This window comes from Buttiauxella cochleicola, assembly GCF_021282435.1.
In the GTDB taxonomy this organism is placed as follows: domain Bacteria; phylum Pseudomonadota; class Gammaproteobacteria; order Enterobacterales; family Enterobacteriaceae; genus Buttiauxella; species Buttiauxella massiliensis.
This window is the reverse complement of sequence record NZ_JAJSOT010000007.1, coordinates 1-26,952: the sequence shown is the minus strand read 5'-3', so window position 1 is coordinate 26,952 and position 26,952 is coordinate 1. Positions and strand designations below refer to the sequence as shown.

Annotated in this window: 25 protein-coding genes and 2 pseudogenes; 15 read left to right on the top strand and 12 right to left on the bottom strand. The window is 48.2% G+C overall.

All coding sequences use genetic code 11. The annotated features are described in order from the left end of the window. Positions 1–40: 40 nt before the first annotated feature. Positions 41–1,228, bottom strand: a complete 1,188-nt coding sequence (locus LVQ77_RS16215) for a NupC/NupG family nucleoside CNT transporter (RefSeq protein WP_232865911.1) — start codon at positions 1,226–1,228, stop codon at positions 41–43. Between the two features lie 289 nt (positions 1,229–1,517). Here LVQ77_RS16215 and LVQ77_RS22490 point away from each other — a divergent pair, with 289 nt between their 5' ends. The 5 genes from LVQ77_RS22490 (at position 1,518) to LVQ77_RS16195 (ending at position 5,603) form a co-directional block, all read left to right on the top strand. Next, positions 1,518–1,607 carry a hypothetical protein gene (locus LVQ77_RS22490; protein ID WP_420535613.1) on the top strand — a complete coding sequence of 30 codons (90 nt, stop codon included), beginning with the start codon at positions 1,518–1,520 and terminating at the stop codon, positions 1,605–1,607. Further along, positions 1,588–2,826, top strand: a complete 1,239-nt coding sequence (locus LVQ77_RS16210; RefSeq protein WP_151995193.1) for an Nramp family divalent metal transporter — start codon at positions 1,588–1,590, stop codon at positions 2,824–2,826. Before LVQ77_RS22490 ends, LVQ77_RS16210 begins: the two co-directional genes overlap by 20 nt. Before the next feature lie 479 nt (positions 2,827–3,305). Next, positions 3,306–4,211 (top strand): LysR family transcriptional regulator, encoded by a 906-nt coding sequence (locus LVQ77_RS16205; protein ID WP_151995192.1) that lies wholly within the window; start codon positions 3,306–3,308, stop codon positions 4,209–4,211. Between the two features lie 76 nt (positions 4,212–4,287). Further along, entirely contained in the window at positions 4,288–4,707 is a 420-nt protein-coding gene (locus LVQ77_RS16200; RefSeq protein WP_151995191.1) for a hypothetical protein, read from the top strand. 56 nt (positions 4,708–4,763) lie between these two features. Beyond that, complete coding sequence (locus tag LVQ77_RS16195) at positions 4,764–5,603, top strand: bestrophin family protein (RefSeq protein ID WP_232865913.1); 840 nt, start codon at positions 4,764–4,766, stop codon at positions 5,601–5,603. Between the two features lie 41 nt (positions 5,604–5,644). Here LVQ77_RS16195 and LVQ77_RS16190 read toward each other — a convergent pair whose 3' ends face one another. Then, positions 5,645–6,001, bottom strand: a complete 357-nt coding sequence (locus LVQ77_RS16190; protein WP_151995189.1) for a DUF2502 domain-containing protein — start codon at positions 5,999–6,001, stop codon at positions 5,645–5,647. A gap of 152 nt (positions 6,002–6,153) precedes the next feature. Then, positions 6,154–7,143: an L-glyceraldehyde 3-phosphate reductase gene (gene mgrA / locus LVQ77_RS16185; protein ID WP_232865914.1), complete on the bottom strand. Its 990-nt coding sequence runs from the start codon at positions 7,141–7,143 to the stop codon at positions 6,154–6,156. 182 nt (positions 7,144–7,325) lie between these two features. Here mgrA and LVQ77_RS16180 point away from each other — a divergent pair, with 182 nt between their 5' ends. Then, complete coding sequence (locus LVQ77_RS16180; RefSeq protein ID WP_232904979.1) at positions 7,326–8,984, top strand: alpha-keto acid decarboxylase family protein; 1,659 nt, start codon at positions 7,326–7,328, stop codon at positions 8,982–8,984. Here the strand turns inward: LVQ77_RS16180 and LVQ77_RS16175 are convergent. Then, positions 8,981–10,216 carry an ion channel protein gene (locus tag LVQ77_RS16175; RefSeq protein WP_232904978.1) on the bottom strand — a complete coding sequence of 412 codons (1,236 nt, stop codon included), beginning with the start codon at positions 10,214–10,216 and terminating at the stop codon, positions 8,981–8,983. The genes LVQ77_RS16180 and LVQ77_RS16175 overlap by 4 nt on opposite strands. Before the next feature lie 222 nt (positions 10,217–10,438). On the opposite strand from LVQ77_RS16175, the gene glk reads away from it, so the two are divergent. Next, a complete protein-coding gene (gene glk, locus LVQ77_RS16170; RefSeq protein ID WP_232904977.1) occupies positions 10,439–11,404 on the top strand; it encodes a glucokinase in 966 nt (321 codons plus the stop codon). A 30-nt stretch (positions 11,405–11,434) separates the two neighbouring features. Here the strand turns inward: glk and LVQ77_RS16165 are convergent, their stop codons facing one another. The 3 genes from LVQ77_RS16165 to LVQ77_RS16155 all read right to left on the bottom strand — a co-directional run bounded on the left by LVQ77_RS16165 (position 11,435) and on the right by LVQ77_RS16155 (position 15,222). Next, positions 11,435–12,166, bottom strand: a complete 732-nt coding sequence (locus LVQ77_RS16165; protein WP_232865918.1) for a LytR/AlgR family response regulator transcription factor — start codon at positions 12,164–12,166, stop codon at positions 11,435–11,437. After that, positions 12,163–13,869 (bottom strand): LytS/YhcK type 5TM receptor domain-containing protein, encoded by a 1,707-nt coding sequence (locus tag LVQ77_RS16160; protein ID WP_232904976.1) that lies wholly within the window; start codon positions 13,867–13,869, stop codon positions 12,163–12,165. The genes LVQ77_RS16165 and LVQ77_RS16160 overlap by 4 nt, the downstream gene beginning before the upstream one ends. Before the next feature lie 111 nt (positions 13,870–13,980). After that, complete coding sequence (locus LVQ77_RS16155) at positions 13,981–15,222, bottom strand: DUF1479 domain-containing protein (RefSeq protein ID WP_232904975.1); 1,242 nt, start codon at positions 15,220–15,222, stop codon at positions 13,981–13,983. Between the two features lie 242 nt (positions 15,223–15,464). Here LVQ77_RS16155 and alaC point away from each other — a divergent pair, with 242 nt between their 5' ends. Beyond that, on the top strand, positions 15,465–16,703 hold the full coding sequence (alaC, locus tag LVQ77_RS16150) for an alanine transaminase (RefSeq protein ID WP_232865920.1): 1,239 nt from the start codon (positions 15,465–15,467) through the stop codon (positions 16,701–16,703). Positions 16,704–16,755: 52 nt separating this feature from the next. On the opposite strand, the gene ypdK is transcribed toward alaC, so the two are convergent. The 3 genes and pseudogenes from ypdK to LVQ77_RS16140 form a co-directional block, all read right to left on the bottom strand. Further along, on the bottom strand, positions 16,756–16,830 hold the full coding sequence (gene ypdK / locus LVQ77_RS22385) for a membrane protein YpdK (protein WP_115631778.1): 75 nt from the start codon (positions 16,828–16,830) through the stop codon (positions 16,756–16,758). A 362-nt stretch (positions 16,831–17,192) separates the two neighbouring features. Then, a pseudogene (locus LVQ77_RS16145) lies at positions 17,193–17,372 on the bottom strand (hypothetical protein); the annotation flags it as partial. A 148-nt stretch (positions 17,373–17,520) separates the two neighbouring features. Next, on the bottom strand, positions 17,521–18,216 hold the full coding sequence (locus LVQ77_RS16140; RefSeq protein ID WP_232865922.1) for a TetR/AcrR family transcriptional regulator: 696 nt from the start codon (positions 18,214–18,216) through the stop codon (positions 17,521–17,523). A gap of 82 nt (positions 18,217–18,298) precedes the next feature. Here LVQ77_RS16140 and LVQ77_RS16135 point away from each other — a divergent pair, with 82 nt between their 5' ends. From LVQ77_RS16135 to LVQ77_RS16120, 4 genes are read left to right on the top strand one after another with little or no spacing between them, the layout of a single operon-like run. Then, positions 18,299–19,798: an MDR family MFS transporter gene (locus LVQ77_RS16135; RefSeq protein WP_232865923.1), complete on the top strand. Its 1,500-nt coding sequence runs from the start codon at positions 18,299–18,301 to the stop codon at positions 19,796–19,798. Between the two features lie 47 nt (positions 19,799–19,845). Beyond that, positions 19,846–20,613: a LamB/YcsF family protein gene (locus LVQ77_RS16130; RefSeq protein ID WP_232904974.1), complete on the top strand. Its 768-nt coding sequence runs from the start codon at positions 19,846–19,848 to the stop codon at positions 20,611–20,613. A 55-nt stretch (positions 20,614–20,668) separates the two neighbouring features. After that, positions 20,669–21,220: a hypothetical protein gene (locus LVQ77_RS16125; protein ID WP_232904973.1), complete on the top strand. Its 552-nt coding sequence runs from the start codon at positions 20,669–20,671 to the stop codon at positions 21,218–21,220. Between the two features lie 12 nt (positions 21,221–21,232). Then, a complete protein-coding gene (locus tag LVQ77_RS16120; protein ID WP_232865926.1) occupies positions 21,233–21,679 on the top strand; it encodes a DUF421 domain-containing protein in 447 nt (148 codons plus the stop codon). Between the two features lie 43 nt (positions 21,680–21,722). On the opposite strand, the gene LVQ77_RS16115 is transcribed toward LVQ77_RS16120, so the two are convergent. Further along, a complete protein-coding gene (locus LVQ77_RS16115; RefSeq protein ID WP_232865927.1) occupies positions 21,723–22,631 on the bottom strand; it encodes an SDR family oxidoreductase in 909 nt (302 codons plus the stop codon). A gap of 206 nt (positions 22,632–22,837) precedes the next feature. Between LVQ77_RS16115 and LVQ77_RS16110 the strand changes: the two genes are divergently transcribed. Both LVQ77_RS16110 and LVQ77_RS22485 read left to right on the top strand, forming a co-directional pair. Further along, the gene (locus LVQ77_RS16110; protein WP_232904972.1) at positions 22,838–24,040 is read left to right on the top strand and encodes a multidrug effflux MFS transporter; all 1,203 of its coding nucleotides are present in this window, start codon (positions 22,838–22,840) and stop codon (positions 24,038–24,040) included. An 84-nt stretch (positions 24,041–24,124) separates the two neighbouring features. Further along, a pseudogene (locus LVQ77_RS22485) lies at positions 24,125–24,190 on the top strand (multiple stress resistance protein BhsA); the annotation flags it as partial. 53 nt (positions 24,191–24,243) lie between these two features. On the opposite strand, the gene LVQ77_RS16105 reads toward LVQ77_RS22485, so the two are convergent. Continuing rightward, on the bottom strand, positions 24,244–25,041 hold the full coding sequence (locus LVQ77_RS16105) for a MipA/OmpV family protein (RefSeq protein ID WP_232865929.1): 798 nt from the start codon (positions 25,039–25,041) through the stop codon (positions 24,244–24,246). A gap of 947 nt (positions 25,042–25,988) precedes the next feature. On the opposite strand from LVQ77_RS16105, the gene LVQ77_RS16100 reads away from it, so the two are divergent. Next, a partial coding sequence (locus tag LVQ77_RS16100; protein ID WP_232904970.1) for a retention module-containing protein occupies positions 25,989–26,952 on the top strand: 964 nt, incomplete at its 3' end.

The window sequence follows — 26,952 nt, the reverse complement described above, 5'->3', positions numbered from 1 at the left end:
AAAAGCCGGAGCAAATTGCCCCGGCTTTTTATTGTGAGAATTACAAGAACAGACCAGCGATAGATGCTGACAGAATACTCACCAGAGTTGCACCGTAAACCAGTTTCAGGCCAAAGCGAGAAACCACGTTACCTTGCTCTTCGTTCAGGCCTTTAATCGCACCAGCGATAATCCCGATAGAAGAGAAGTTAGCAAACGAAACCAGGAACACAGACAGGATACCTTCCGCACGTGGGGAAAGCGTACCGGCCAGTTTTTGCAGATCCAGCATCGCAACGAATTCGTTGGAAACCAGCTTGGTGGCCATGATGCTACCAACCTGCAATGCTTCATGGGAAGGAACACCCATTACCCAGGCAATCGGGTAGAAGATGTAACCCAGAATGCCCTGGAAAGAGATGCCAAAGATTGCTGCAAACAGTGCGTTAAGTGCCGCGATCAGGGCAATGAAGCCAATCAGCATTGCGGCAACGATAATCGCAACTTTAAAACCTGCCAGAATGTATTCACCGAGCATTTCGAAGAAGCTTTGCCCTTCGTGCAGGTTAGACATCTGGATATTTTCTTCGCTCTCATCAACGCGGTAAGGGTTAATCAGCGACAGTACGATAAAGGTACTGAACATGTTCAACACCAGCGCTGCGACCACATATTTTGGCTCGAGCATCGTCATATATGCACCGACAATCGACATGGACACGGTAGACATGGCCGTAGCGGACATGGTGTACATGCGGTTGCGAGACATCTTGCCGAGAATATCCTTATAGGCGATAAAGTTTTCTGATTGTCCCAGAATCAGCGAGCTTACGGCGTTAAAGGATTCCAGTTTACCCATACCATTCACTTTAGACAGAACGGTACCGATAAAGCGGATAACAATCGGCAGAACACGGATGTGCTGCAATATCCCGATCAGTGCGGAGATAAAGACGATTGGGCAGAGTACTTTCAGGAAGAAGAAGGCGAGTCCTTCGTCATTCATCTTACCGAATACAAAGTTTGTCCCTTCGTTAGCGAACGACAGCAGTTTCTCAAACATTTCTGAGAAACCTCTCACAAAGCCCAGACCGATTTCTGAGTTCAGGAAGAACCAGGCGAGAATGAGTTCAATCACTAACAGTTGAACGATAAAGCGAATACGAATCTGCTTACGGTTGCTACTCAGCAATAAAGCAAGTAGCGCAACCACGGCAAGCGCTAAGACAAAGTGAAGAACGCGGGACATATTTGCTCCAAACATGAGGCAGGTTTAATTTCGTTGCACATTCTATGAAACAAGCAATAAGAAAACGAGACTAATCGCACACTATAGTGATGTCGTGTGACCAAACTCAAAATTAGTGATCAACCATACATTTCTGCTATGTTAAGTAAAGAAGATAAAAGTTGCGTCAACGCACATATCCTTAACATAGTGGTTGTCGTATTTTTTTTAATTAACGGACGATGCTAAATCGTCACCCCAAATCCCTCATTGTTTTCATCTATCAGAGCAATCAGTTTATCTCACTTAAATGAATTTGATAATCATTCTCATTTTTGATAGCTTGAAACATAGCAAAGGCTATATCTCAGAGGCAGATGATGACAAACAGTCGCGTTGACAACAGTGGTACCCGCACAGCGCGCAGATTACGCCTGGCGTTGATGGGCCCAGCTTTTATCGCTGCTATCGGGTATATCGATCCTGGTAACTTTGCTACCAACATTCAGGCCGGGGCCAGCTTTGGCTATAAATTGCTATGGGTAGTGGTGTGGGCGAACCTGATGGCGATGCTCATCCAAATTCTGTCGGCAAAACTAGGGATTGCCACCGGCAAGAACCTCGCTGAACAAATTCGTGACCACTATCCGCGTCCGGTTGTGTGGCTGTACTGGATACAAGCCGAAATCATTGCCATGGCGACCGATCTGGCCGAATTCATCGGTGCTGCGATTGGTTTTAAATTAATCCTCGGTGTCTCATTGCTGCAAGGTGCGGTACTTACCGGTATTGCAACGTTCCTGATACTGATGTTGCAACGGCGCGGGCAAAAACCGCTCGAAAAAGTGATCGGTGGACTGCTGTTATTTGTGGCCGCGGCTTACATTGTTGAACTGATTTTCTCACAGCCTAAATTGGCTGAATTGGGCAAAGGGATGTTGATCCCAAGCTTACCGACCAGCGAAGCGGTATTTTTAGCCGCCGGGGTGCTGGGTGCGACTATTATGCCGCACGTTATCTATCTTCACTCATCGCTGACCCAGCATATGCACGAAGGCAATCGCGCCGAGCGTTACAGCGCGACAAAATGGGATGTGGGCATCGCAATGACGATTGCCGGATTTGTTAATCTGGCGATGATGGCAACGGCCGCCGCAGCGTTTCACTTCTCTGGCCATACAGGTGTTGCCGATCTCGAAAAGGCATATCTCACGCTTGAGCCACTTTTGAGCCATTCTGCGGCGACTATCTTCGGATTGAGCTTGGTTGCGGCGGGATTGTCATCAACTGTTGTCGGCACGCTGGCAGGGCAGGTCGTGATGCAGGGGTTCGTGCGCTTCTATATACCGCTGTGGGTTCGCCGCTCAGTCACCATGGCACCTTCATTTATTGTCATCCTGATGGGGCTTGACCCAACGCGCGTTCTTGTTATGAGCCAGGTACTGCTCAGTTTCGGTATCGCACTGGCTCTGGTGCCGCTGCTGATTTTTACCAGCAATGAAAAATTGATGGGGGATTTAGTCAATACCCGGCTGGTAAAACAAGTGGGGTGGGTGATTGTAGCTGTAGTGGTGGCGCTTAACCTGTGGTTGCTAGTTGGTACGGCTTTGGGGTTGTAGATTTATAGCGCTCTGCGGGCACAGTCTTGTGGTCGCGGGTTAGATCTTTATAAGTTCATTCATGCATTTGCGTTTATTTATATCCCTTCCCCTGGTGAGTTAGCAGAATATATGCCTGCTAACTCGAACCATAAACATTCCCTGAATCGCAAACGCGATTGCCAATACACCGACAATCATAAAATTGTGATGCCCTAACGCAATAGCACCTAAGAAAATGTCAATAATCGTATTGAGCAATAATATTCCAAAAAGCGGAATGCTCAGCAGTTTTCGATTCGCTATCGAGGTCCACATTATTTATAAATTACCCTGTGTATATTGGTGCCGAACACAGGCAATCATACCTATTAAGACTCTGTTGATTAGTTACTACTTTCAGAACAAATGGGTGTGATTTGTTGAACAATCAGCTCTATCCATCCCACATTATGTTATGTATGATTTATGCTGACGTTTAGAAATATCAGGGTTTTGTCATGTTCAAGCACTTTAATCATATGGCTCTTTTTGCCGCGCTGGTAAAAAACGGCAATTTTACAAGAACCGCTGAAGAATTGAATATGACGAAATCTCGCGTCAGCCAGCAAATAAGTGAACTCGAAGAATATCTTGGTTTACGTTTGCTCAATCGAACAACGCGAAAGATCTCGCTGACATATGCAGGTGAAAGTTATTTGCGATACTGTCAGGAAGTGATAGATGTTGCATTCAGAGCTGATGAGCTCATTCAGTTATTACGTGAAAGCCCAAATGGGAAATTAAGAATAATAGCGCCTCCGGGGTTCATGTACAGTGCCTTACCTGCACCTCACCATGAGTTTTTGAAAGCAAATCCTCAGGTTGAACTTGAACTGGTTACGGCTGACTCATTCTTTGGTTCGGTTAACGATACTTTTGATGTCGCTTACAGAATAGGTAAGCCTTCCGATGACTCTTTCATTGGGCGTTTCCTGGGAACCTTTAATCGATTTATTGTTGCGACGCCGGAGTATGCAGAAAAGCATAATGTCAGTTCACCTGATGAATTGCTTACATGTGATTTAATTACCCATAAAACATGGAAAAGCGTCACTCTTTCTCAAGAAGCTAGCAGCTATAAATTGGTCATGAATTCTCGGCATACCAGCGATAATCTGACTTATATATTGCAACAAGCTTTACAAGGTACAGGGATGGCAATTTTGCCCGAGTACATTGTGGATCCCTATCTAAAAAATGGTCAGCTTAAAATTGCTCTTCCCGACTGGAGTGTGCAGAAAATAGAATTGTGGATGATTTACCCCAGTAATAAAAATAACACTTTGACATTGCGTAATTACATTGATTTTATTCTTCATAGTGATGCCATCAAAGCACTGAGCAAAAATGGAAATACTGACTAGTTAATTCATCATTCATTACTTTTCTGTTTTTTATTATCTATATTTAATCTCAATTTTAAGTGGGAGAGATTATTGTATGCCGCAATACCTATCTTTAAAAGAGTACGCTTCTGATATTCATAGTAAAAAAACAAGTATGGATAGTTTATGGAATAACTACACATTGGTTTTGCTAAAGAATATTACATTAACTGAACGTTTATACCATCACCAGGTAGCAATTTGCCAAAGTAATAATTTGTCTATAAAGCTTTTTGGTTCGATGCAGCTAAACATTATCCGCACCGGTTTTTTAGGCCCTATTATGATTAGCTATCATCCTCTTATACAAGGAGAGAGCATTATAGACATACCCTCTTCATATATTAATCAACAGGGCCTCCTTGACGGAGTGATTCCTCTTTCTGATAAAAAACAGGTTTTTGAGCATTACTTACATAAATTGGTTCCCGTTTATGCACATATGGCAAATTTATGTGTAAAGGATAAAGAATGATAGTCAGGCCTGAGCAACACTGGTTTAGAAGATTGTTCTCATGGAGAGGGTCTATTATGAGGAAAATTTCTCGCCAGTTGCTCTTTTTCGCTATGTTGAATATGGCTTATCTATTTCTACTCCCGCTTTTGCATTTGCATGGTATTGAAGCAAAAGAAAATCCAATTGGTTTTATTGGGATATCCATTTCGATATTTCTTGGCTTCCGTAACAATGCAGCGTGGCTCCGCTATTCTGAGGCCAGAAAGCTTTGGGGAGACTTGTTGATTACCACTCGATCTTTAATGCGGGAAATAAAAAGCACAACAGAAGCTAGTCAGGATGAGATGAAAGTCGTGCTCAATTTTATCGTATGTTATTGCAACATATTAAAATCGATGCTGCGGCACGAAAAAATGCCTGTGGAGGTCACATCGCAAGCCCCATTTATGCTTGAGAGGCTAAATGTTGCCACTCCATGTAATGCTTTGCTTCAGGAGATTGGCAAATGGCTTTTTCGCTATAAGCGAAATTCCCTGGATTACCAGAACTTTAATCATTACCTCAATAATATCAGTACCATTCAGGGGGGGTGTGAACGTATCAGTAATACGCCAATTCCGTTTGCATATTCTTTAATTTTACATCGCACTATTTATATCTATTGTGCGATTTATCCATTGCTGATCATCGACAGCTTTGGGTTTCTTTCTCTGTTGTTTTCATTATTTACCACATATGCATTGCTTGCGCTTGATGCGATTGCTACTGAGCTTGAGGATCCCTTTGGTCGTGAAGATAATGATTTACCCTTGAATGCTATCTGCAACACCATTGAAATTGATTTACGGGAAATGATCCATGATGGGAGGCTTCCTGGAAAAATCACCCCAGATAAAAACTATCGATTGCTGTAATAAAAATGGGAGCCTTAGCTCCCATTTTTAAATCATTAGCCTCAATGGCGATGACCACCGCCGTGCCCACGTCCGTGATCACCACGGCCTCGACCACGATGATCGTCACGATCGTTCCAGCCCGCGCGATAACCTTTCTCAAAGCTGCTACGGCCACGGTCTTTATACCAGCCACGATGGTAGCCGTTATCATGGCGGTGCCAGCCACGGTCACGCCATTCATAATTACGATGCCAGTAATCACGGTCGCGCCAGCCGCCGCCATCCCAGTAATTACCGCGATAATCCTGATCGCCAATTTGAAGCTTAACTGACGGCAGCAGGGTGATTTCGCCCGCATTCGCCATCATTGGTGCAGATGCCAGTAATGCAATCGCAAGAATCAGTGTCCTGAACATACTCTCTCCCCTTACACGGTAACCGCCAGAGCGGCTTGTTAGCGGTATAGTAAGTTGTGGTAACTAAGTGTTTCATCGCCACAACTCCTAATTCGCAGAGGAGAGCACTTTTTGCTAATTTAGTTCGTAATTAAACCAGTTGGTGATAGCGGTTACACTAAAATAGCTTCAATTTCTGCCAGTTCTGCCGCCGTAAAGTGACGATTGGCTAACATGCCGACTGCATCATCAATCTGGCTGGTTTTACTGGCGCCAATCAGCACTGATGTGACTTTGTCACCACGCAGCACCCATGCCAATGCCATTTGGGAAAGTTTCTGCCCGCGACGTTGCGCTATGGCATTCAATTTACGAACTTTTTGCAGTTTTTCCTCTGTGAGCTGGTCAGCATTAAGGAACTTGCTGCCGCTTGCGGCACGGGAATCAGCAGGAATCCCATCAAGATAGCGATCGGTCAGTTGGCCGCCAGCCAGTGGTGAAAAGGCAATGCTACCCACGCCTTTTTCTTGCAGAACGGCCAGTAAACCGCCTTCAACCCAACGCTCAAACATCGAGTAACGTGGTTGGTGGATAAGGCATGGAGTACCAAGGTCATTCAAAATATCAATGGCTTGAGCGGCGAGTTCGGCTGGGTAATTTGAGACGCCAACGTACAGTGCTTTACCTTGACGCACCACGGTATCCAGTGCGCGCATAGTTTCTTCAAGGGGTGTTTCTGGATCCGGGCGATGGTGATAGAAGATGTCAACATACTCCAATCCCATACGCTTCAGGCTTTGATCAAGGCTTGAAATTAAATACTTACGCGATCCCCAATCACCATACGGCCCATCCCACATGGTGTAACCCGCTTTGGACGAAATAATCAGCTCATCACGATATGGAAGGAAATCTTCACGCAGGATACGGCCAAAGTTTTCTTCGGCAGAGCCCGGAGGTGGCCCATAGTTATTGGCCAGATCCAGATGGGTAATCCCGGAATCAAATGCGCGGTGCAACAACTGACGGCTGTTGTCCAGTAACGTGCTGTCGCCAAAATTGTGCCATAAACCCAGAGAAATGGCGGGTAGTTTGAGTCCGCTGCGCCCACAACGACGATATTCCATTGATTCATAACGCGCAGGATTTGCCTGATAGACCATATTAGTTTCCCGGTAAGTGAATAATGCCCAACTTAGTGTATACGTTTTCACAACATTACGGGCTTCAGACTACACCGCAGTTACGTGTAAATCCCTCTTTCCACACCCTTATTCTCATTGATCCTCGACAGCGATCACATATGCCCAATACTCACAGTAAGCCCTCTGAGAAGGAATGAGTTATGTCTTACACTGTCGCAGACTATCTTCTGGACCGATTCACCGAGGCTGGAATTACCCATCTGTTTGGTGTTCCCGGTGACTACAACTTACAGTTTCTGGACAATGTGATTAATAACCCGACCCTTGCCTGGGTGGGGTGTGCCAACGAGCTGAATGCTGCATATGCTGCTGATGGTTATGCTCGCTGTAATGGAGCGGCTGCGGTGCTCACTACCTTTGGGGTTGGAGAGCTCAGTGCCATTAATGGCATCGCTGGGAGTTACGCTGAATATTTACCGGTTATCCATGTAGTCGGCGCGCCATGCCTTGGGGCACAACAGCGCGGCGAGTTAATGCACCACACATTAGGCGACGGTGATTTCCGGCACTTTGCGCGAATGGCACAGGAAGTAACAGTAGCCCAGGCTTCCCTCACTGTAGAAAATGCCTGTTATGAAATCGACCGCGTTTTGCAACAAGCTTTGACCCAACGCCGTCCCGGTTATTTGTTATTACCTGGCGACGTCTCTCAGGCCCCAGCTACTCGCCCAACAAAATCGTTACTTACTTCGCAACAGTCAACCGATCCCGCCTTACTGGCGGAATTTCGTGCCTGTGTACAAGAACGCCTGGCTGAAAGCCGCACTGTGGCCTTATTGGCGGATTTTCTGGCGTTACGTTTTGGACAGCAAAAAGCGTTACAACAGTGGATGGATGACACTCCGATGCCTCATGCAACGTTGCTAATGGGCAAAGGGTTATTTGATGAAGGTCAGCAGGGGTTTGTAGGCACTTACAGCGCCGCTGCCAGCGACGCAACGGTGATACAGGCGATTGAAATGGCCGAACTGGTTATCTGCGTGGGCGTTAAGTTTACCGATACGCTTACTGCCGGGTTCACGCAGCATCTTACTCTTCAGCAGACTATCGACATTCAACCGAATGCTACCCGAATCGGCGAACGCTGGTTCAGCGGTATTGCAATGGCGCAAGCCGTGTCGGTCTTGCATCAGTTGTGCAAACACCAGGTTTCCGGCTGGCCCGTGTCCGAGCAAAAGCCGCCAGCACTGCCCGAAGCGACTAGCGGAAAACTAGACCAGCATGCGTTCTGGCAATCCATTCAAAAATTCCTACGCCCGGGAGATATAGTTCTGGCAGACCAGGGAACCGCCGCTTTTGGCGCGGCGACACTGACCCTACCCGCCGGGGTGACTTTTATCAGCCAGCCGTTGTGGGGTTCGATAGGTTTTACCCTCCCGGCCGCTTTTGGGGCGCAAACCGCTTGCCCCAATCGTCGCGTGGTATTGCTGGTGGGGGATGGGTCGGCGCAGCTTACGATTCAGGAGATTGGCTCAATGATGCGCGATGGGCAACGCCCGGTGATCTTCTTGCTCAACAATGACGGTTACACCGTTGAGCGGGCCATTCATGGCGCCGAGCAGCGCTATAACGACATCGCGTCCTGGAACTGGACGCAAATTCCGCAGGCGATGAATCTTCACAACCCTGCGCAATGCTGGCGAGTGACTGAGCAAGTGCAGCTTGAAGAAGTAATGCAGAAAGCGGCACTGGCAGAACGACTTACGCTTGTGGAAGTCGTTCTACCGAAACAAGATATTCCCGAACTATTGCAGGCGGTTACGGCAGCGCTTGCTAAGCGCAATGCCGCTAAGGATTAAACCTTAGGCTTCTCCGCCATCATTACCGGTTTACCTGCAAGCATCAGCCAGGCTGGCAGCATCACGATGCACAGCAATGGGAGTAGTTTGATGTCGGGCACCACGGCCATTGCCATAAACAGGCTGAGCCAACCATCACGCGTAACGACTAACACCAGGCCAAGGATGGCGCAAGATAGCGTAATGGCAGCCGGAACTGCTTCAACATGCTGGTGGAGCATCATCCCAAGTGCGACCGCAACGAAAACCACTGGGAATATGCGTCCACCACGGAATCCACATGCAGAAGCAATCACCAATGCCGCCAGTTTTACCACCGCAAACATCAGCAATGTTGCAACAGAGTAATGCTGCCCAGCGGTGAGCTGGCGCATTTCATCCAACCCCTTAAATAGCGTGACTTCACCTCCAATCAGCCCTAACACGCCTAACAGGAAGCCACCAACACCAAGAATTAACACGGGATGTTTTAACTGGTGCATTAAACGATGCATACGTGGAAGGCACCAGACGGCAACCATGCCCAATGCAATAGCGATAGCTGCCACTACGGCGCCACTGAAAATATCAACCAGGCGCAGTTCGGTATATTGCAAAGAAGGCAAAGAGAAATCAGGGTGGAAGAACAAGTCTGTGGTCATTGCTCCGGCTGCTGCTGCCATAAGTGGTGCAAAAAGTCGGTCCCACAAGGGGACATCATTGCTGCCGTTGAGGGTCTGGGAAAATACCAACGCAGCTGCCACCGGCGTGCCGAACAATGCGCCAATGGTTCCGGCTGCGGCAAGAATCGTCCAGTCGAGCGCCCCAACTTTTGGCAACAAGCGTGCGCCAATAGCCACAGCCAGCGCGATATTTACCGCCATAATAGGATGTTCAGGCCCGAGGCTTACACCACCAGCAAGCCCTAGCACTAGCGCAATAATCAAACCCGGCAACGCCATTACGTTGACTGGCGCACCAATCAACGGTTCGGTGGCAGGATCAGGGCCTGCATGGCCAGGCATATAGCGAACCACCAACCCAACTGCAATCCCGGTGAAGGTCAGCATCAATAAAATCCACATCGGGGAATTCATGTCGAGATCGAATCGGGCGGGCAGTGACACCCATAAATACTTTTGTAAGACATCGGCAACTTTCATCACCACAATTAATACCAGGCTGGAACAGATCCCAATGACCAGTGCCGGAATGGAAAGAACCAGCATGGTTCTGGCTCGCGGATGGAGCATGATTTTTCCTTAACTAAAATTTTTTTAACGCAAAATCGTCACGGCATACAGTCTGCCAGATAACGCATCTTGCCTTTCAGCAATAAGGGCTGAAACGCTCAAGCTAATCTGTGACGAAGATCTATAATCCCAAGGCACTTCTCATCTGGTCGTTGTTGTTTAGGCTAGCTAATTTTACAGTGTGGCCAGGACTTATTTTGACTTTAGCGGAGCAGTGGAAGAATGACAAAATATGCTTTGGTAGGAGATGTAGGCGGTACCAATGCACGTCTGGCACTGTGCAACGTAGAAAATGGCGACATCACTCAGGCGAAAACCTATTCGGGCCTCGATTTTCCAAGCCTTGAAGCGGTTGTGGTGCATTATCTCAAAGAGCACAGTGTTAGTGTGACTGACGGTTGTATCGCAATTGCTTGTCCGATTACCGGTGACTGGGTGGCGATGACCAACCATACCTGGGCATTCTCTACCGCTGAGATGAAAAAGAATCTTGGCTTTGAACATCTGGAAATCATTAACGACTTCACTGCTGTTTCGATGGCTATTCCGATGATCAAAGATGAGCACCTGATTAAGTTTGGTGGCGGTGAGCCAATCGAAGGAAAACCTGTTGCGGTATATGGTGCAGGTACCGGGCTTGGTGTGGCTCATCTCGTTCACGTTGATAAACGCTGGATTAGCCTACCGGGTGAGGGCGGTCATGTAGATTTTGCGCCAAACAGTGAAGAAGAGGGGATTATCCTCGAGGAACTGCGCACCGAAATCGGCCACGTTTCTGCTGAACGTGTGCTGTCAGGACCAGGTTTGGTGAATCTGTACCGCGCTATTGTTAAATCAGATGGCCGCGAGCCGCAGGGCTATAAACCGAAAGATATTACTGAACGAGCGCTGGAAGATAGCTGCACCGACTGTCGTCGTGCGCTGTCTTTGTTCTGTGTGATCCTGGGGCGTTTTGGTGGCAACCTGGCTCTGACGCTGGGAACGTTCGGTGGTGTTTACATCGCAGGTGGGATTGTGCCGCGTTTCCTGGAATTCTTTAAAGCATCCGGTTTCCGTGGTGGTTTTGAAGACAAAGGGCGTTTTAAAGAGTACGTGCAAAGCATCCCCGTGTATCTGATTGTTCACGATCAGCCGGGGCTGCTGGGCGCTGGCGCACATCTGCGTCAAACGCTGGGACAAGTGCTTTAATCTCTTCGGGCGCAAATTCTTGCGCCCGTCTTACAAGCGCATCAACGCACGAAACTCTTTTACCTTGCTGCGACTCACTGGCACCTGAAAATCCAGATCCCGCAGGCGCAAAATATAAGTATTGTTAAACCAGGGCTCTATCTCGCGGATTTTACTCAGGTTTACGCAATATGAACGGTGGCAGCGGAAGAAGTGGCTTTCGGGCAACCTGTGGCAAAACTCGGTGATATTCATCGACATCACATAGGCTTCACGTCGCGTATAAACAAACGTCATTTTCTCGTGCGCTTCGGCGTAATAAATATCGTTGATATCGGTAACGATAATTCGTTCATCTTTTACCAGGTTAATGGTCAGCGCTTCACGGCTAGTAGTGCCGGATGTTGCGGGGGCATTTTGTTGCTGGTAAGCCGCTTCCAGTTTTTGCAGCATGCCGATAATGCGCGATTCCTGGTAAGGCTTCAGAATGTAGTCGAACGCTTCCAGTTCAAACGCTTCTACCGCATGTTCTTTCCAGGCAGTGATAAACACAATAAATGGCTTGTGGGCAAATTTACTGATGTTTTGCGCCAATAACACGCCATCTAAAGAAGGGATGTTGATATCTAAAAAAATAGCGTCAACTTCATGATGTTGCAGGTATTTCAGTACATCCATACCATCGTCAAATGTACCAACCACTTCCATCTGACTATGTTCTTTTATCAGCCAGTTAAGCTCCTGCTGCGCCAGCACTTCATCTTCTACGATGAGAACTTTCATGCATTTCCTCCTTGCTGCGACAATAACGGCGGAACGACAGTAGCGGCGTGATGAATGTAAAACGCGATTTCCGTACCCGGCTCAAGACGGCGGATAACCAACCCCTCGCCATAGAGTAATTTTACGCGATGGTGCACATTTAACAGACCAATTTTATTGCCTGGCATCTCGTTGGCCTCTACACGTTCAATAACTTGCGGATCGATACCATGCCCGGTGTCACGTACCGCAATGCGCACCCGATTCCCGCTCTCTTCCACACTGATGGTGACAACACCTTTGCCTTTACATTGCTGAACGCCATGAACTATCGCGTTCTCAACCAGTGGCTGAATCAGCAGGCTTGGAATCAGGCAGTTAACCTCTTCATCAATGTTATAAATAACCGTTAGCTTATCGCCAAAACGCGCCTGCTCAATGGCGATGTAATCCTTAATTTGATACAGCTCTTTTTTAATGTCGATCTGCTCATCATCTTTTAATTCAATGTTGTAACGCAGATAGCGCGACAGGTTATATATAAGCTGGCGGGCGGTATCTGGATTCATACGAATAGAGGATGAAATCGCATTTAGTGCGTTGAACAGAAAATGAGGGTTAATTTTGCTTTGCAGAGCGCGTAACTCAGCTTTATTTGCCATTTCACGTAACTGCTCGGCGCGAGAAACTTCCAGTTGAGTGGAGATAATCTGCGAAAGCCCGACCGCCATTTCTTGTAATGTGGAAGTGATCTGGTGCGCGTGGCGGTAATAGATTTTAAGCGTGCCGGTGACGACACCTTTTTCCCATAACGGAATAATTATTAGCGAGTGAATTTCCGGTGTGCGATAAGCCTCATCATCATTACGAATAATGATTTTCCCTTCTCGAATCGCGAGCTGCGTTCTTGGGCTGATACCGTCGTCGTTTTGCTTATAATTGTCTTCGCCAAAGCCGACGTAAGCCAACACTTTGTCGACATCGGTAATAGCTACGGCATCGGCATTAATATCGTCACGAATAATATTGCAAACCTGGCGCAGCGATTCGCTGTTGACGTTACGAAATAAAGGTAGCGTTTTGTTGGCGATATCCAGCGCCAACTTGGCCTGGCGAGCGGCACTCGCTTCTTTTTCGCTCTCAACGCTTTGCACCAGCACCACAATCAGGCCGATTGAAACGGTGCCGAGGATCATAGGAATACCGATTTTCGAGACGATATCGATTCCTAAATCCACCGACGGCGCCCACAGCACCACCAGAATCATGGTCATGGTTTCACATAACATCGCACCGAAAATACCGACCCGCCAGTGCTGCTCTTTCGGGACTTTGCGGTTGATTAACCCGGAGATAATCCCGGCAACAATACTGGTAATTAGGCAGGGGACGGCAGTAATCCCATCCACATCAATCAAATAGCGATGTAGCCCGGCGATAATCCCGGTAATGATGCCCACCCAAGGGCCAAATAAAATCCCGCCCGCCATTACCGCGATAATACGCACGTTCACCAGCGAGCCTTCGACGTGTACACCAGACCAGGTGCTGAACAAGGCAAACATTGAGAAAATAGCGGTGACCGCTAGTAACTCTTTGGGCGTATGGGCGTTTTTATGCAGCAGCTCGCGGAACAGACGGATGCGAATTAAAAAGAACAGGCAAATCAGCATCAGCGCCGCGCGGTCAAATACCGCCATCAGCATGTCAAAAGTTTCGTGCACGGTTAACTCGCGTGACTAAGAATGGAAGGGCAATGATAAGGAAATTACTGAGTGGTTACCAGAAACGTGGGTTAATCCCCTCTCCCTGAGGAGAGGGTTAGGGTGAAGTGGTTACTTGCCGCCTAATTGCTCGCGTCCAGCCGCACTCAAATCTGCCGGAGTCGCACGCCCGTCAAAATCGATCTCAAAATCATCGGCCGCGAAATCTGGCGGTGATTTTCCTTCAATAAATGCTGACCACTGGCGCTCGAGGTATGCGGCGTTTTTCTCGCACCACGGAGCCGCAGCTATATACATCACGTTACTGTCGAATTCTCCAAGGTGTTCATTTTCAACGGCATGGATCACATCGCAGTGCCAGAACACGGTATCGCCTGCTTCCATATCCGGAATTGAGGAAATCCCTGTTAATAAAAGGGGATGCCACTGCTCGTTAATAGAAAGAGCGCGTCCCGGCTTCGCTTCGCACAGAGATTCTTCAGGCACATCGTCTTGCAAAGCGCGCAGTAAGATATAGGCCATCGCGTTCGCTACGGGCAGCAAAGTCAGCGTGCCACCGTGTTTGCGTTGCGGGCTAAGTGCCGTCCAACCCTGGAAAGTACGGAACATGGAGCACACTGCTGGGGATGGAAATTCACGTACTTCGGTTCGGCCTTCCGCAGCAAATGGATTGTAATTTTGCCAGTCACCTGCAAACACATGGCGGTAAACATGGCGGAAATTCTCATCCAGCCAGCGCTCAACTGAGCCGCCGTCGACATGTGGAGATAGACCCAAAGAGTTAGAGCGCGGCGGGCGGCGACGGGTTCGATCGGCGTAACTCACCACGCGATCCGGGTCGAAATGCTGCTTACCGTTGCTTTCGGTTTCCCATAAATTATTCAGGAAAACCTGTACCGCTTTCATACGAGCATGCTGTCGAGCTTCAACTTGTGGTTTAGACCAGTAAATACCGTAAATTTGCGGCTTACTGGCGGCAAGATTGCCAAAGTAGTTATCTTCTGCAGCATTCTTTAGTTTTTCGACAAAGTTATTCCGCTCCAGGTAATTTCCCACTTCTTCATTCCAGGCTTGAGCCTGGGATTGTGGGAATACACCTTTTACAGTGCAGCAACCGCGCTGGCGAATCAGGGCTTTTTGTTGCTCACTGACACGATTGTTGACGATATCGTCGGCATTAATTTGCGGCACCGGGTTTTCACCACGGGCCATCTCATCACGGATAGCGTCAATCTGGCGCTGCATATCGCCTTCGAGTTGTGCAAATACAGCTTTGTAGTCAGGCAATTCATGGCGAAGCTTTTGTTTTATCTCACGGATTGCATGCGGTAAGTCATCAATGTGTAGGGTCATGGCGAAACTCCACGTCTTTTGGAAAGAGGTTATATGAATGTTGCGACATGGTTAATGTAATCGATGGTCATCAAATAAAATAGGGATTAGCTTCAAGTGAAGCATCCTCTTTTGTGCGTCGTAAAAATATTTCGCTTTTCCTCTCGACAGATGATTTTTATTCAGGCTATTTTCTAAGCAAGCCACATCATGTGGCAGCGTCGCTCGGACGGTCCGGGCGCTAACGTTAATCTGAGGAATTTATGGCTGACTCCAGTCCAAAACGTCGTTTTTCGCGTATCGATCGTCTCCCTCCGTATGTATTTAACATCACCGCTGAGCTGAAAATGGCGGCACGTCGTCGCGGTGAAGATATTATCGATTTCAGTATGGGCAACCCTGATGGCCCAACACCGCCGCACATCGTCGAGAAACTTTGTACCGTTGCACAGCGTGAAGATACCCATGGTTACTCGACTTCCCGAGGCATACCACGCTTGCGCCGCGCGATTTCGCGTTGGTACAAAGACCGCTATGACGTCGAAATTGACCCTGAAAGCGAAGCGATTGTCACTATTGGCTCGAAAGAAGGACTGGCGCACCTGATGCTGGCAACGCTCGATCATGGCGATATGGTGTTGGTACCAAACCCAAGTTACCCGATTCATATTTACGGTGCGGTCATCGCCGGTGCGCAAGTTCGCTCGGTGCCGCTGGTGGAAGGCGTCGACTTCTTTGCCGAGCTGGAGCGGGCTATTCGCGAAAGCTATCCAAAACCGAAAATGATGATCCTCGGCTTTCCGTCGAACCCAACAGCACAATGTGTTGAACTCGAGTTTTTCGAAAAGGTTGTCGCTTTAGCAAAACGCTACGACGTGCTAGTGGTGCATGATTTAGCCTACGCCGATATCGTCTATGACGGCTGGAAAGCCCCGTCAATAATGGAAGTCCCAGGTGCGCGAGATGTGGCCGTTGAATTCTTCACCCTGTCGAAAAGCTACAATATGGCGGGATGGCGCATTGGTTTTATGGTGGGCAATAAAGAGTTAGTCAACGCGCTTGCCAGGATCAAAAGCTACCATGACTACGGCACATTCACCCCGCTACAGGTTGCGGCAATTGCGGCACTCGAAGGGGACCAGCAGTGTGTACGTGATATCGCCGAGCAGTACAAACGCCGCCGCGACGTCTTAGTTAAGGGGTTGCATGAAGCGGGCTGGATGGTTGAGTGCCCAAAAGCGTCAATGTATGTGTGGGCGAAAATCCCTGAGCAGTACGCGCAGATGGGGTCACTGGAGTTTGCTAAAAAGCTGCTTCAGGATGCGAAAGTATGCGTTTCGCCAGGCGTTGGGTTTGGTGATTACGGCGACACGCATGTTCGCTTTGCTCTCATTGAAAACCGCGACCGCATTCGCCAGGCAGTACGAGGCATTAAAGCGATGTTCCGTACGGACGGCCTATTACCAACCACACAGAAATCTTCTTCAGATTTAGCCGAATAAAAACGAAAACAGGAGCCTTATGGCTCCTGTCTCTCATTGTTTGATATTCCGGTTATTCAACCATCATCACAAACGTACCAACCCACACTAACAAAATGAACGATAAGCCCATCATGAAATATTTCACGTTACATTGCTCCGCGCGTGTTTCCGCGCAATCTTGCTAAAAATTCAGTATAGAAAGATGAAACCGCAGCTCGGGTATTTTGGGATTTACTTCACTCGATATAGCCGTTTCATATTGCATTTTGATGGCGATTCATTGATTCGCCGGCGCTAATGTACTCCCCCTATCAGGCTAAATACAAGCGCCAACAAACCGCTAAGACATTCATTTTTTAAACTTTACATTTCACATAAATAAATGGTTATAAAGTCAACTAAATTCAATTGGTTATACGTTTTTATGTCTGGCGGGGATCAGATGAAGAACAGGCTCTTTCGAGCCTGTGTTAGCGATGATTATCAGACTTATTTTACTGCGTCGTGGGCATTTTCCATTGCCTGTTTCATCGCAACGCTATTGATGGAATTCTGACGATTCTGCTCGGCGAGATAGCAGGTATCTTTGCTGATTCCCTGCGCCTGGCATTCCGCCATACGCTGTGCCGGAGAGCTACAACCAGCCAGTGCTGCGGCCATAACTAACATCAACATTACTTTTTTCATTGCTGTTTAACCCAAAATAGAGAAGAAGCCGCCGAAGCGAAACGCCATAATCTGGCGCGAGCATAATCCATCATTTTTAATAGGGGTAAACTAAGAAAAAGCCTAATCATTGATTTGGGTGATGAATGGTGATGGAAATAATTGATTTTTAGTCTACGTGCTGATTACCCACCCCAGATTTCAGCAGTGCGGCAATATGAAGTGAAAGCCTTTCAGCACTCAGGTTGGTGTCACCTTTACGAATTTCCTGTTGCAGGCGAGCAACAGGCATTAGCGTTAAACCGAACAAAGAGATGAACAAAAACTCCGGGTCAAGATCGGGATTTAAGAGTCCTTCATCCTGCCATTTGTGAATCCAGTTCACCGCCGACTGTTTTTCTTTGGAGCCAAAACGGGCATCAATTCGTTGCTTCAGTAACCCGGTTTCACTCAGTACTTCTCTTATCCAAAGCGGCGCAAACCATGGGTACAGCAAAGAGACATCAATGAATTTCTGTGTCAATGCGGTCAGCGCACCCACCGGGTCGTTTGGGTGTTGCTCAAAAGCGCCACCCATTGATGCCCGCGCTGGCATATAACGCTCATCAATTAATACATCCAGTAATTGTTCGCGGGTCTTGAAATAGTAATGCAGCATGGCAGGTGTCACACCAGCAGCAGAGGCAATGGCGCTCAGAGGGGTTTGTGCAATCCCCTGATTTGAAAATAGCTTCAGCGCAATATCAATCAAATGCTCACGTTTATCGGTGCTCTTACTGGTACCCGCGGGGCGGCCAGGGCGGCGACGTTTTTGGCCATTATCAATATGATTTTCGGATTTATCAGGGCCGTTTTCAGGTGACATTTTGTGCGCACTCCATTGACCGTGTGAAACTAATCCATCTATATTAATTATCCAGTTAATTAATTACAAGCCGATAGATAAAATGACAGTCACCGAAACACCCCAGACAGAAACGCAGCAGCAAACGACATCGATTCGTTTGCTGTTTTCCGCGCTGATGCTGGTCATGCTGCTTGCGGCACTCGACCAGACCATCGTGTCTACCGCCTTGCCGACGATCGTCAGCGAGCTGGGTGGGCTGGAAAAACTCTCCTGGGTGGTGACCGCTTATTTGCTCTCTTCAACAATTGTGGTGCCGCTATACGGTAAATTTGGCGACTTGCTTGGGCGAAAAATCGTTCTGCAGGTCGCTATTGTGCTGTTCTTACTTGGCTCGGCATTGTGCGGCCTGGCGCAGAATATGACACAACTGATTCTAATGCGTGCGTTGCAGGGGCTGGGCGGCGGTGGCCTGATGGTCGTGACAATGGCAGCAGTGGGTGATGTCATCCCTCCGGCTGACCGCGGTAAATATCAGGGCTTATTTGGCGGGGTGTTTGGGCTTGCTACAGTCATTGGGCCGCTGATTGGTGGTTTTCTGGTTGAGCATTTTTCCTGGCGCTGGATTTTTTACATCAACCTGCCGCTGGGTATTTTTGCGCTGCTGGTCATAGGTGCAGTGCTGAAACCGCAAACGGCGCGCATTCGCCACCAAATTGACTTCCTCGGTGCGGGTTATCTTGCGGCATCGCTCACCTGTTTGATTCTGTTTACCAGCCAGGGCGGCACGGTAATGGCGTGGTCCGATCCCCAACTGTGGTGCATATTTGCTTTCTTCGTGGTGACGCTTGGTGGCTTTATTTATGAAGAACAACGGGCTTTTGAGCCAATCATTCCGCTCGGCCTGTTTCGCGATCGTACCTTCCTATTAAGTTGTCTGATTGGTTTTATCATCGGCATGTCGCTGTTTGGTTCTATGACTTTCCTGCCGCTCTATTTGCAGGTGGTGAAGTCATCCACGCCGACGGAAGCGGGGATTCAGTTGCTACCGCTGATGGGCGGACTCATGCTGACTTCGATTATTAGCGGGCGCATCATCAGCAAAATTGGGCGTTATCGTATCTTCCCCATTCTTGGCACGTTGGTGACGTTCATTGCCATGGCATTGCTCGGTACGCTGAAAATAGATACGTCGATTCACATTCTTTATCTGTATATCGCGTTGCTGGGATTTGGCCTCGGGATGGTTATGCAGGTGCTGATACTGGCGGTACAAAATAGCGTTGAGCAGAAACTGATTGGGGTTGCGACCTCCAGTACTACGCTGTTCCGCCAGATTGGTGGTTCGATAGGTGTCGCGGCTTTCGGTGCGATTTTTACTAACGTGCTGCAAAACAAACTTATTGAGTTGATCCCACCGGATGTTCAACTGCCACACCAACTGGGTGCTAAAGCGGTACATGAACTTCCGGCAGCGCTGCAGAATGATTATTTGCAGGCATTTGGGACGGCACTGCACTCGGTGTACATGATTTCGGCGTGTGTTGTAGTACTCGCATTTTTGCTCTCATTGCTGATGAAAGATGTCCCGCTACGCAAATAATGTATGCTAATTATCAATAGATAAGTGTGCGGGCGAAGAGGGCATCGATGGTCACGGCGATAGATTTAAATAGCGATTTAGGTGAGAGTTTTGGCGCGTGGACGATGGGTGATGACGCCGCGATACTGAAACTTGTCAGCAGCGCCAATGTTGCCTGCGGTTTCCATGCCGGTTCGCCAGCTGCACTGTTATCAACACTGCGAGAGGCAGCCCAGCAGGGCGTGGCAATTGGTGCGCATGTCTCCTATCCCGATTTAGTGGGGTTTGGTCGTCGTAATATGGACATTGCCTGTGATGAATTAATCGCTGATGTGATTTACCAGATTGGCGCACTGCAAGGCCTGGCGAAAGCGGCGGGCACCGAAGTGCGTTATGTAAAACCACATGGTGCGCTCTATAACACTATCGCCCAGGACGAGCGGCAGGCTTTGGCGGTCATCGACGCAATCCTTGCCATTGACCCTCGTTTACCGCTGGTGGGCCTTGCGGGTTCCCTGGTGCTGGATTTGGCACAGGAAAAAGGGCTGCGAACTATTTCTGAAGCCTTTGCCGACCGCGCCTATCACGCTAATGGTACGCTGGTTTCTCGGCGTGAGGCCGGCTCCGTACTGCATGATGCGCAGCTCATAGCGCAGCGTATGCTGCAACTGATTACCCAGGGTGGTGTGACATCCATCGAAGGACAGTTTACCCCTATCAAAGCCGACTCCATCTGTGTACATGGCGACAGCCCAGGCGCAATCGAAATAGCTCGTCAGATTCGTAACCTGCTGGAAGAGAAGGGCATTGCTATTCGAGCTTTCGCTGCCAGTTAATCAAAACGCGACGGTGGCGCACCTTCAATGCGTTGACTAGACTTCAAAAGTCGCAGTGAGCTTATTCTCGCGGCAGCCCCTTTCCTGCCGGATGAAAACAATGAAAACCGCGCCCGCCGATAAATCTTCACCCGTTGTCGAAAAACCGTTCTGGCTGAACTTTGACTTTCAGGTGCGGCGCTATGGTTTTGTCCTGCTATTGCTGATTGTTGTTGCCGCCTTGTGCGGGATATTTTCAAAGGGTTATCTGAGTGATTCTCACCTTTCCAATACCAATGGCTCGCTTTCCCTCCATTATGAAAAATTCAATCGGCTGATGAGTGATGCTGACATGAAAATTGTTTCAGTCTCATCCCCTGGTGATCGCAACCGTATTATTTTTGGCGGTGATTTTATGGAGAGTTTTCGCGTTGATTCTCTGCAACCGCAGCCGGATAAAATGTACAGCCTCAATGGAGAAATGATCATTGAATATGACAAACCTACAGCTGGTGCACAGCAAACACTGTGGCTAAGTCTTACCCCGATGAAAGCAGGCCTGATTAAAAGCACGATAGCGGTTGATGGCGGACCGGATATTACGTTTCGGCAAATTATCTATCCCTGAGGTGGCCAGACAATGGATATGGTATTAAGGGCTCTCGCCATTTACTTGATATTAATGGTGGTTTTTAAGATTGCCGGCCGGCGTGCCTTGCTGCAAATGACCTCTTTTGACCTGATATTACTGCTGATTATAAGTGAGGCCACCCAACAAGCATTACTGGGAAATGATTTTTCAGTGACCGGCGCGATGATTACGATCGTCACTTTAATTGTGGTGGATATGCTGTTTGGCATGATTAAAAAATATCTGCCGGGAGCGGATGACCTACTTGATGGAACACCGGTCATTCTGGTGGAAAATGGCTACCTTTTTCAGGACAAAATGAAAAAAGCCGATATTTCCTGCGACGATATTTTGTTAATGGCGAGAGTTGACCACGGCATTACCCGGCTTGCTGAAATTAAGTTTGCGATTCTGGAAACCAACGGCCATATCTCCATCGTCCCAGAATCCAAATAAAGCTCCAGAACGGAGAAAAGAATCTCCGTTCTGTACCCGCACTTTATAGCGTCCCGGTACCACCATCTGAACACCATACCTGGCCTGACGTAAAGCTCGACTCGGGCGAGGCCAGTGTCACATACAGTCCGGCAATTTCCGCTGGCTGCCCTGGTCTGCCAAGTGGTGCGGACTCACCGAACTTTTCAATTTTCTCTTGTGGCTGGCCGCCGGAACACTGCAAAACAGTCCAGTAAGGGCCGGGCGCTACTGCATTTACCCTGATGCCTTCTGGCCCAAGCTGTTTTGCCAGTGACTTAGTGAATGCCACGATGGCGGCTTTGGTTTGGGCATAATCGAGCAAAATTTCGCTTGGAAGATATGCCTGAACCGACGAGGTATTAATAATAGAGGCACCGCGCGGCAGATAATCTAACGCGGCTTTAGTTATCCAGAACATGGCGTAAACATTGGTTTTGAACGTCGCGTCAAAGGCTTCTGTAGTGAGATCTTTAATCGACTCGCAATACTGCTGACGACCCGCATTGTTCACCAGCAGATCCAATCCCTCTAGCTGTTGCGCAGCCTGTTTCACCAGCTGTTGGCAAAACGACTCTTCACGAATATCACCGGGAATGGCAACCGCTTTGCGCCCGGCAGCGCGAATCAGTTCGATAACCTCTTTAGCATCGTCCTCTTCTTCAGGCAGATAGTTAATTGCAACATCCGCTCCTTCACGCGCAAAGGCGATAGCCACCGCGCGACCAATCCCGGAATCACCACCGGTTATCAGCGCCTTTTTCCCCGCCAGACGGCCACTACCTTTATAGGAGGTTTCGCCGTGATCGGGACGCGGCGTCATTTTCCCTGCAAGCCCAGGGAAAGGCTGTTTTTGATGGGGAAAGGGTGGAGTGGGGAATTGATCGGCGTGTGTCTCGTTACGGGTTGCAGGTATGTTTTTGTTATCACTCATACTTTTCTCCTGTTGGCATTTCAAACGCAGACAGTAAGCATAGGACAAACTCGCCAGACGGTGGGCCTGAGCAGGAGAACCAGGATTTCCCCTGGCGGTGCTCCCATTGATGAGCACGATTCATAATGGCTATCCGATTATGCGGGATTATCTTTTTGTGCGCAGTCGCTACTATAAGCGCCTGTCTTATTCGGATACCAAATTCTATGATTGACTCTCAGGCGCGCGTGCAGACGGCAGCGAGTAAAACGGCTGGCCTCTCCTTCGTGATTATTCTTAGCGCGTTAATGGCGTTCACTTCTTTATCGACTGATATTTATTTGCCTGCTATGCCGTTAATGGCCCAGGACCTACACGGCGATGCGGAACTGACGATCACGGGGTTCTTAATGGGCTTTTGTATCGCCCAACTGATTTGGGGGCCGTTAAGCGATCATTTTGGCCGCCGCCTGCTGTTATTTATTGGTATGGCGCTGTTTATGATCGGATCTGTGGGCTGCGCACTTTCCACCGACATTTCGCAGATTGTTTTCTGGCGCGTGTTTCAGGCTCTGGGCGCATGCACCGGACCGATGCTGGCGCGAGCCATGATCCGTGATTTGTTTAGCCGTACACGTGCCGCGCAAATGCTTTCTACGTTAATGATCATTATGGCGATTGCACCCATTGCCGGGCCACTGCTCGGTGGGCAGATGATCAAATTCACCACCTGGCACTCCATTTTTTGGCTATTGGCGGTAATTGGTGGGGTGATGTTTGTTTCACTGTTCTGGTTGCCTGAAACATTGCCGCAAGAAAAGCGGGTAAAAGCCTCGTTACCCAGCGCATTTCGTAACTACTACGCGCTACTAACGAATACTACTTTCATGCGTTTTACCCTGTGCCTGACCTTCTATTACGTCGCGGCCTACGCGTTTATTACCGGATCGCCATTTGTCTACATCACTTATTTTGGCGTGGAGCCGCAGCACTACGGTTGGCTATTTGCGTTGAACATTGTTGGGCTGATGGGCATGAGCGTGATAAACCGCCGTCTGGTTCAGCACTATTCGCTCGAAGTACTGCTGAAATTCGCGGTGGTGACTGCTGCCGTTGCCGCTCTGGTTCTGGCCGCTGCTGCGAAGCTGGAAATCGGTGGGCTGATTTTGATTGTGGCTGCGGTTTTTGTCTTCTTATCGATGAACGGCATTATTGCAGCAACCTCTACCGCCGCCGCGCTGGATTCCGTGCCAAACGTTGCCGGCTCTGCATCCGCCTTAATGGGGTCATTGCAGTACGGTAGCGGGATTATCTCTTCGTTGTTGTTGGCGCTGCTCAGTGATGGAACGCCGTGGACGATGGCCTGGATTATTGGGTTGTTTACCGTGGCCAGTGCGGTAATGGCACTGACCACGAAAAGCACCCAGTAAATATCAATACTTTGTGCTGCCCTCAGCGTTGAATGATTCACCCTGAAAACTCGATGTGTAATACCATTTATTTGAGAGGCTAAAGTTTATAAAATATTATCAGCAACCGGAGATAATAAATTGCACGGTGTTGCTGAGATATATAAGTAAACACTATTGCTGAGTCAGTTTATCTATTAGAACCTGACTCAGCATATTTATATCTACCAGATATAGCCGACGGCAAGGAGCCCATACAGCTCTCCGTTGTGCTGAACGATAGGACTGTCTGCGATATCTTTGTCATAAAATTCATAGTTGGCAGCAAACATTCCTACCCATTTGGAATTGAAACGATAGCTGGTAATTACCGCCGCCATTGGGGAGAAGGTGGTACCGGTATCCCATTCCGGGCGTTCAGGTGTTGCTTCGCTTTTCGAAACACCGCCGAAGTAATAGTTTGCCATCTTATCGCTGCGAATCATCATCCCCATGCCAGGCATAACCAATAAATTTCCCTTAATGATTGGAAAATCAGCCCACAACAATAATTCCTGACCATTGCTACGGCCTGTTACATCTGAACTAATTCGTGCACTAAGTAGAGCGTAAGGGGTAATGATCGTTCCACCGACACCAGCTTCTAACTCTGATTTTCGCTTGTGCATTCCGTCGAATGCATCTTCATCATCGGGATCAAGGTTACCAAAGCGGAACCGACCGTATGCATAGGCGGCTACCTTGTCGTCGAGGTGAAAGTAATAACGCGCCCGGTCACCCAGATACATGAATTGTTCGCCAAAATAGACAGCACCAGGGACGATATAGGTATCATTTTTCTGCGCTTCGTAACGTGGTGTGCCGCTAATGACAGCCCCGCCTAATACCAGGCCTTTGGGGATGGGGCTGGTGGCATTGTCCTTGGCGAATAAATCTAAGGAGCCTAGATCAACTTCGGCTTTCGCGGATGTACTTAGCAGCAGCAGGGAGCAGAGTGCAGCAAAATGTCGGTCTGGTCTCATCGAATTTCCCAAAAGTGGTGAGCGCGTGGGTATTTTCATTCTTGTCAAAATGTCTGTCCCGTACGAATCATTGCAGCTGATTTCATTATGTAAATGACAGATCTGCTGAGGGGCAGGCTTCTTGAAAAGTTTAGTTCACTGGCAAGAGAGAGAACTAAATTATTTATACTGTAATCAAGGTTATGCGGCGGGTGTTGAAATAATCATCAACATTGGCAGTGAACGAAGCTCTTTTAAATTAGATAATTACAGTATGAATATCTTATTGGTTATATTTTTTGTGGTTTTTAAAACTACTATTTAATTTATTGCCTATGATGAATCTGAGTGGATTTGATTTGAAATGTAGAATAATGGACATTATTGGGCTAGTGACAAATTTTAATGTTATCGACACAAAGTTCTAACATCACTGTGTGGTATTTATGCAGTCAGAGCAATTTTTGCATAATAAATGCCATGATTACTCAAAAGTGGATGTTAAATTTTTTATTTTAGTTGGGTTGCATATGAATCAGCCTGGTTTCTTTCTGGGAAATGAATTTTTTATTATTTGAGATGTTACTCACTTTATTTTTTAGTGTAAGTTATTATGTATCTGGCAACGGCAGCTTTCTTATACAGATTTCATTGTAAATAAAAAGTTAATATTAATTTTTTAATTAAAGAAAGATGTTCATTTTTAGACAAAGTGGCACATCGAATTCTTATTTTGTTGCATCTATACCCAAAATAATTCGAGTTGTAGGAAGGCGGCGACGCAGTGACAAATTCGTCGGGAACGAATTTGACCAGCCAAAGGCTGGCCTCCGGTGAGAGACAGGAGTCTCTCATTAATCCCCGGGAGCTTACTCAAGTAAGTGACTGGGGTGAGCGAGTATTGCCAACGCACATGCAACTTGAAGTATGAAAGGTATATGTAATATCAATACTCAGGGGCAAGTGGTTTGCACAACATACTCGGTATCGTCAAAGTAGTCATTGGACAGGTTTTTGCTATAGCTGTTGATGGAACGCAGCGTGAATTGCATGAAGGGGATCGAATCTTCGCTGGAGAAGAAATCGTAACCGGTGCTAACGGCGCATTAACGGTGAACTTATCCGATGGTCATACAATGGATATGGGGCGTAATAGTCACTGGAGTGACCAAAGCGGCGTAAGTGCTGCGGCTAACACTGAGCATGCAACGGATGATGTTGCAGCACTCCAGCAGGCAATTACAGATGGTGTTGACCCGACTAAAGCACTGGAAGCAACTGCTGCTGGTAATGAGACGCCAATTGAAGCCGGTACTGGCGGCGGCGGGCATTTCATTGAGCGAGTAGACCTGACTGGCGAAGTGCTGGATGTTACTTCGGGCTTTGCCACAAACAGCTTAAATTCCCAAATATCAGGCAACCGCGAATTCGATACTTTCTCTGCTCCGATTGATAATGTTCAGGACACAAATACTAATCCTACCCTGACGCAAACGGTGCAGCAGACTCCTACCAATAACGCTGTACCGGTGGGCGATCTGACGCCATCGAAAACGGTGGAGCAGCCACTGGTAGAAACGCCACACGTCGACCGACCGTCAGAGATCCCGACGACGGAGCTGATGCCAGCAGAAGTTCCGCTAACAACACTGACCCCGACCGACGTTCCGCAGACGACGCTGACGCCAGCCGACGTTCCGCAGACGACGTTGACCCCGGCCGACGTTCCGCTGACCACGCTGACGCCAGCCGACGTTCCGCAGACGACGCTGACCCCGGCCGACGTTCCGCAGACGACGTTGACGCCAGCCGACGTTCCGCTGACCACGCTGACGTCGGCCGAAATTCCGCAGACGACGCTGACGCCGGCAGAAGTTCCACTGACGACGTTGACCCCGGCCGAAATTTCGCAGACGACGCTGACGCCAGCCG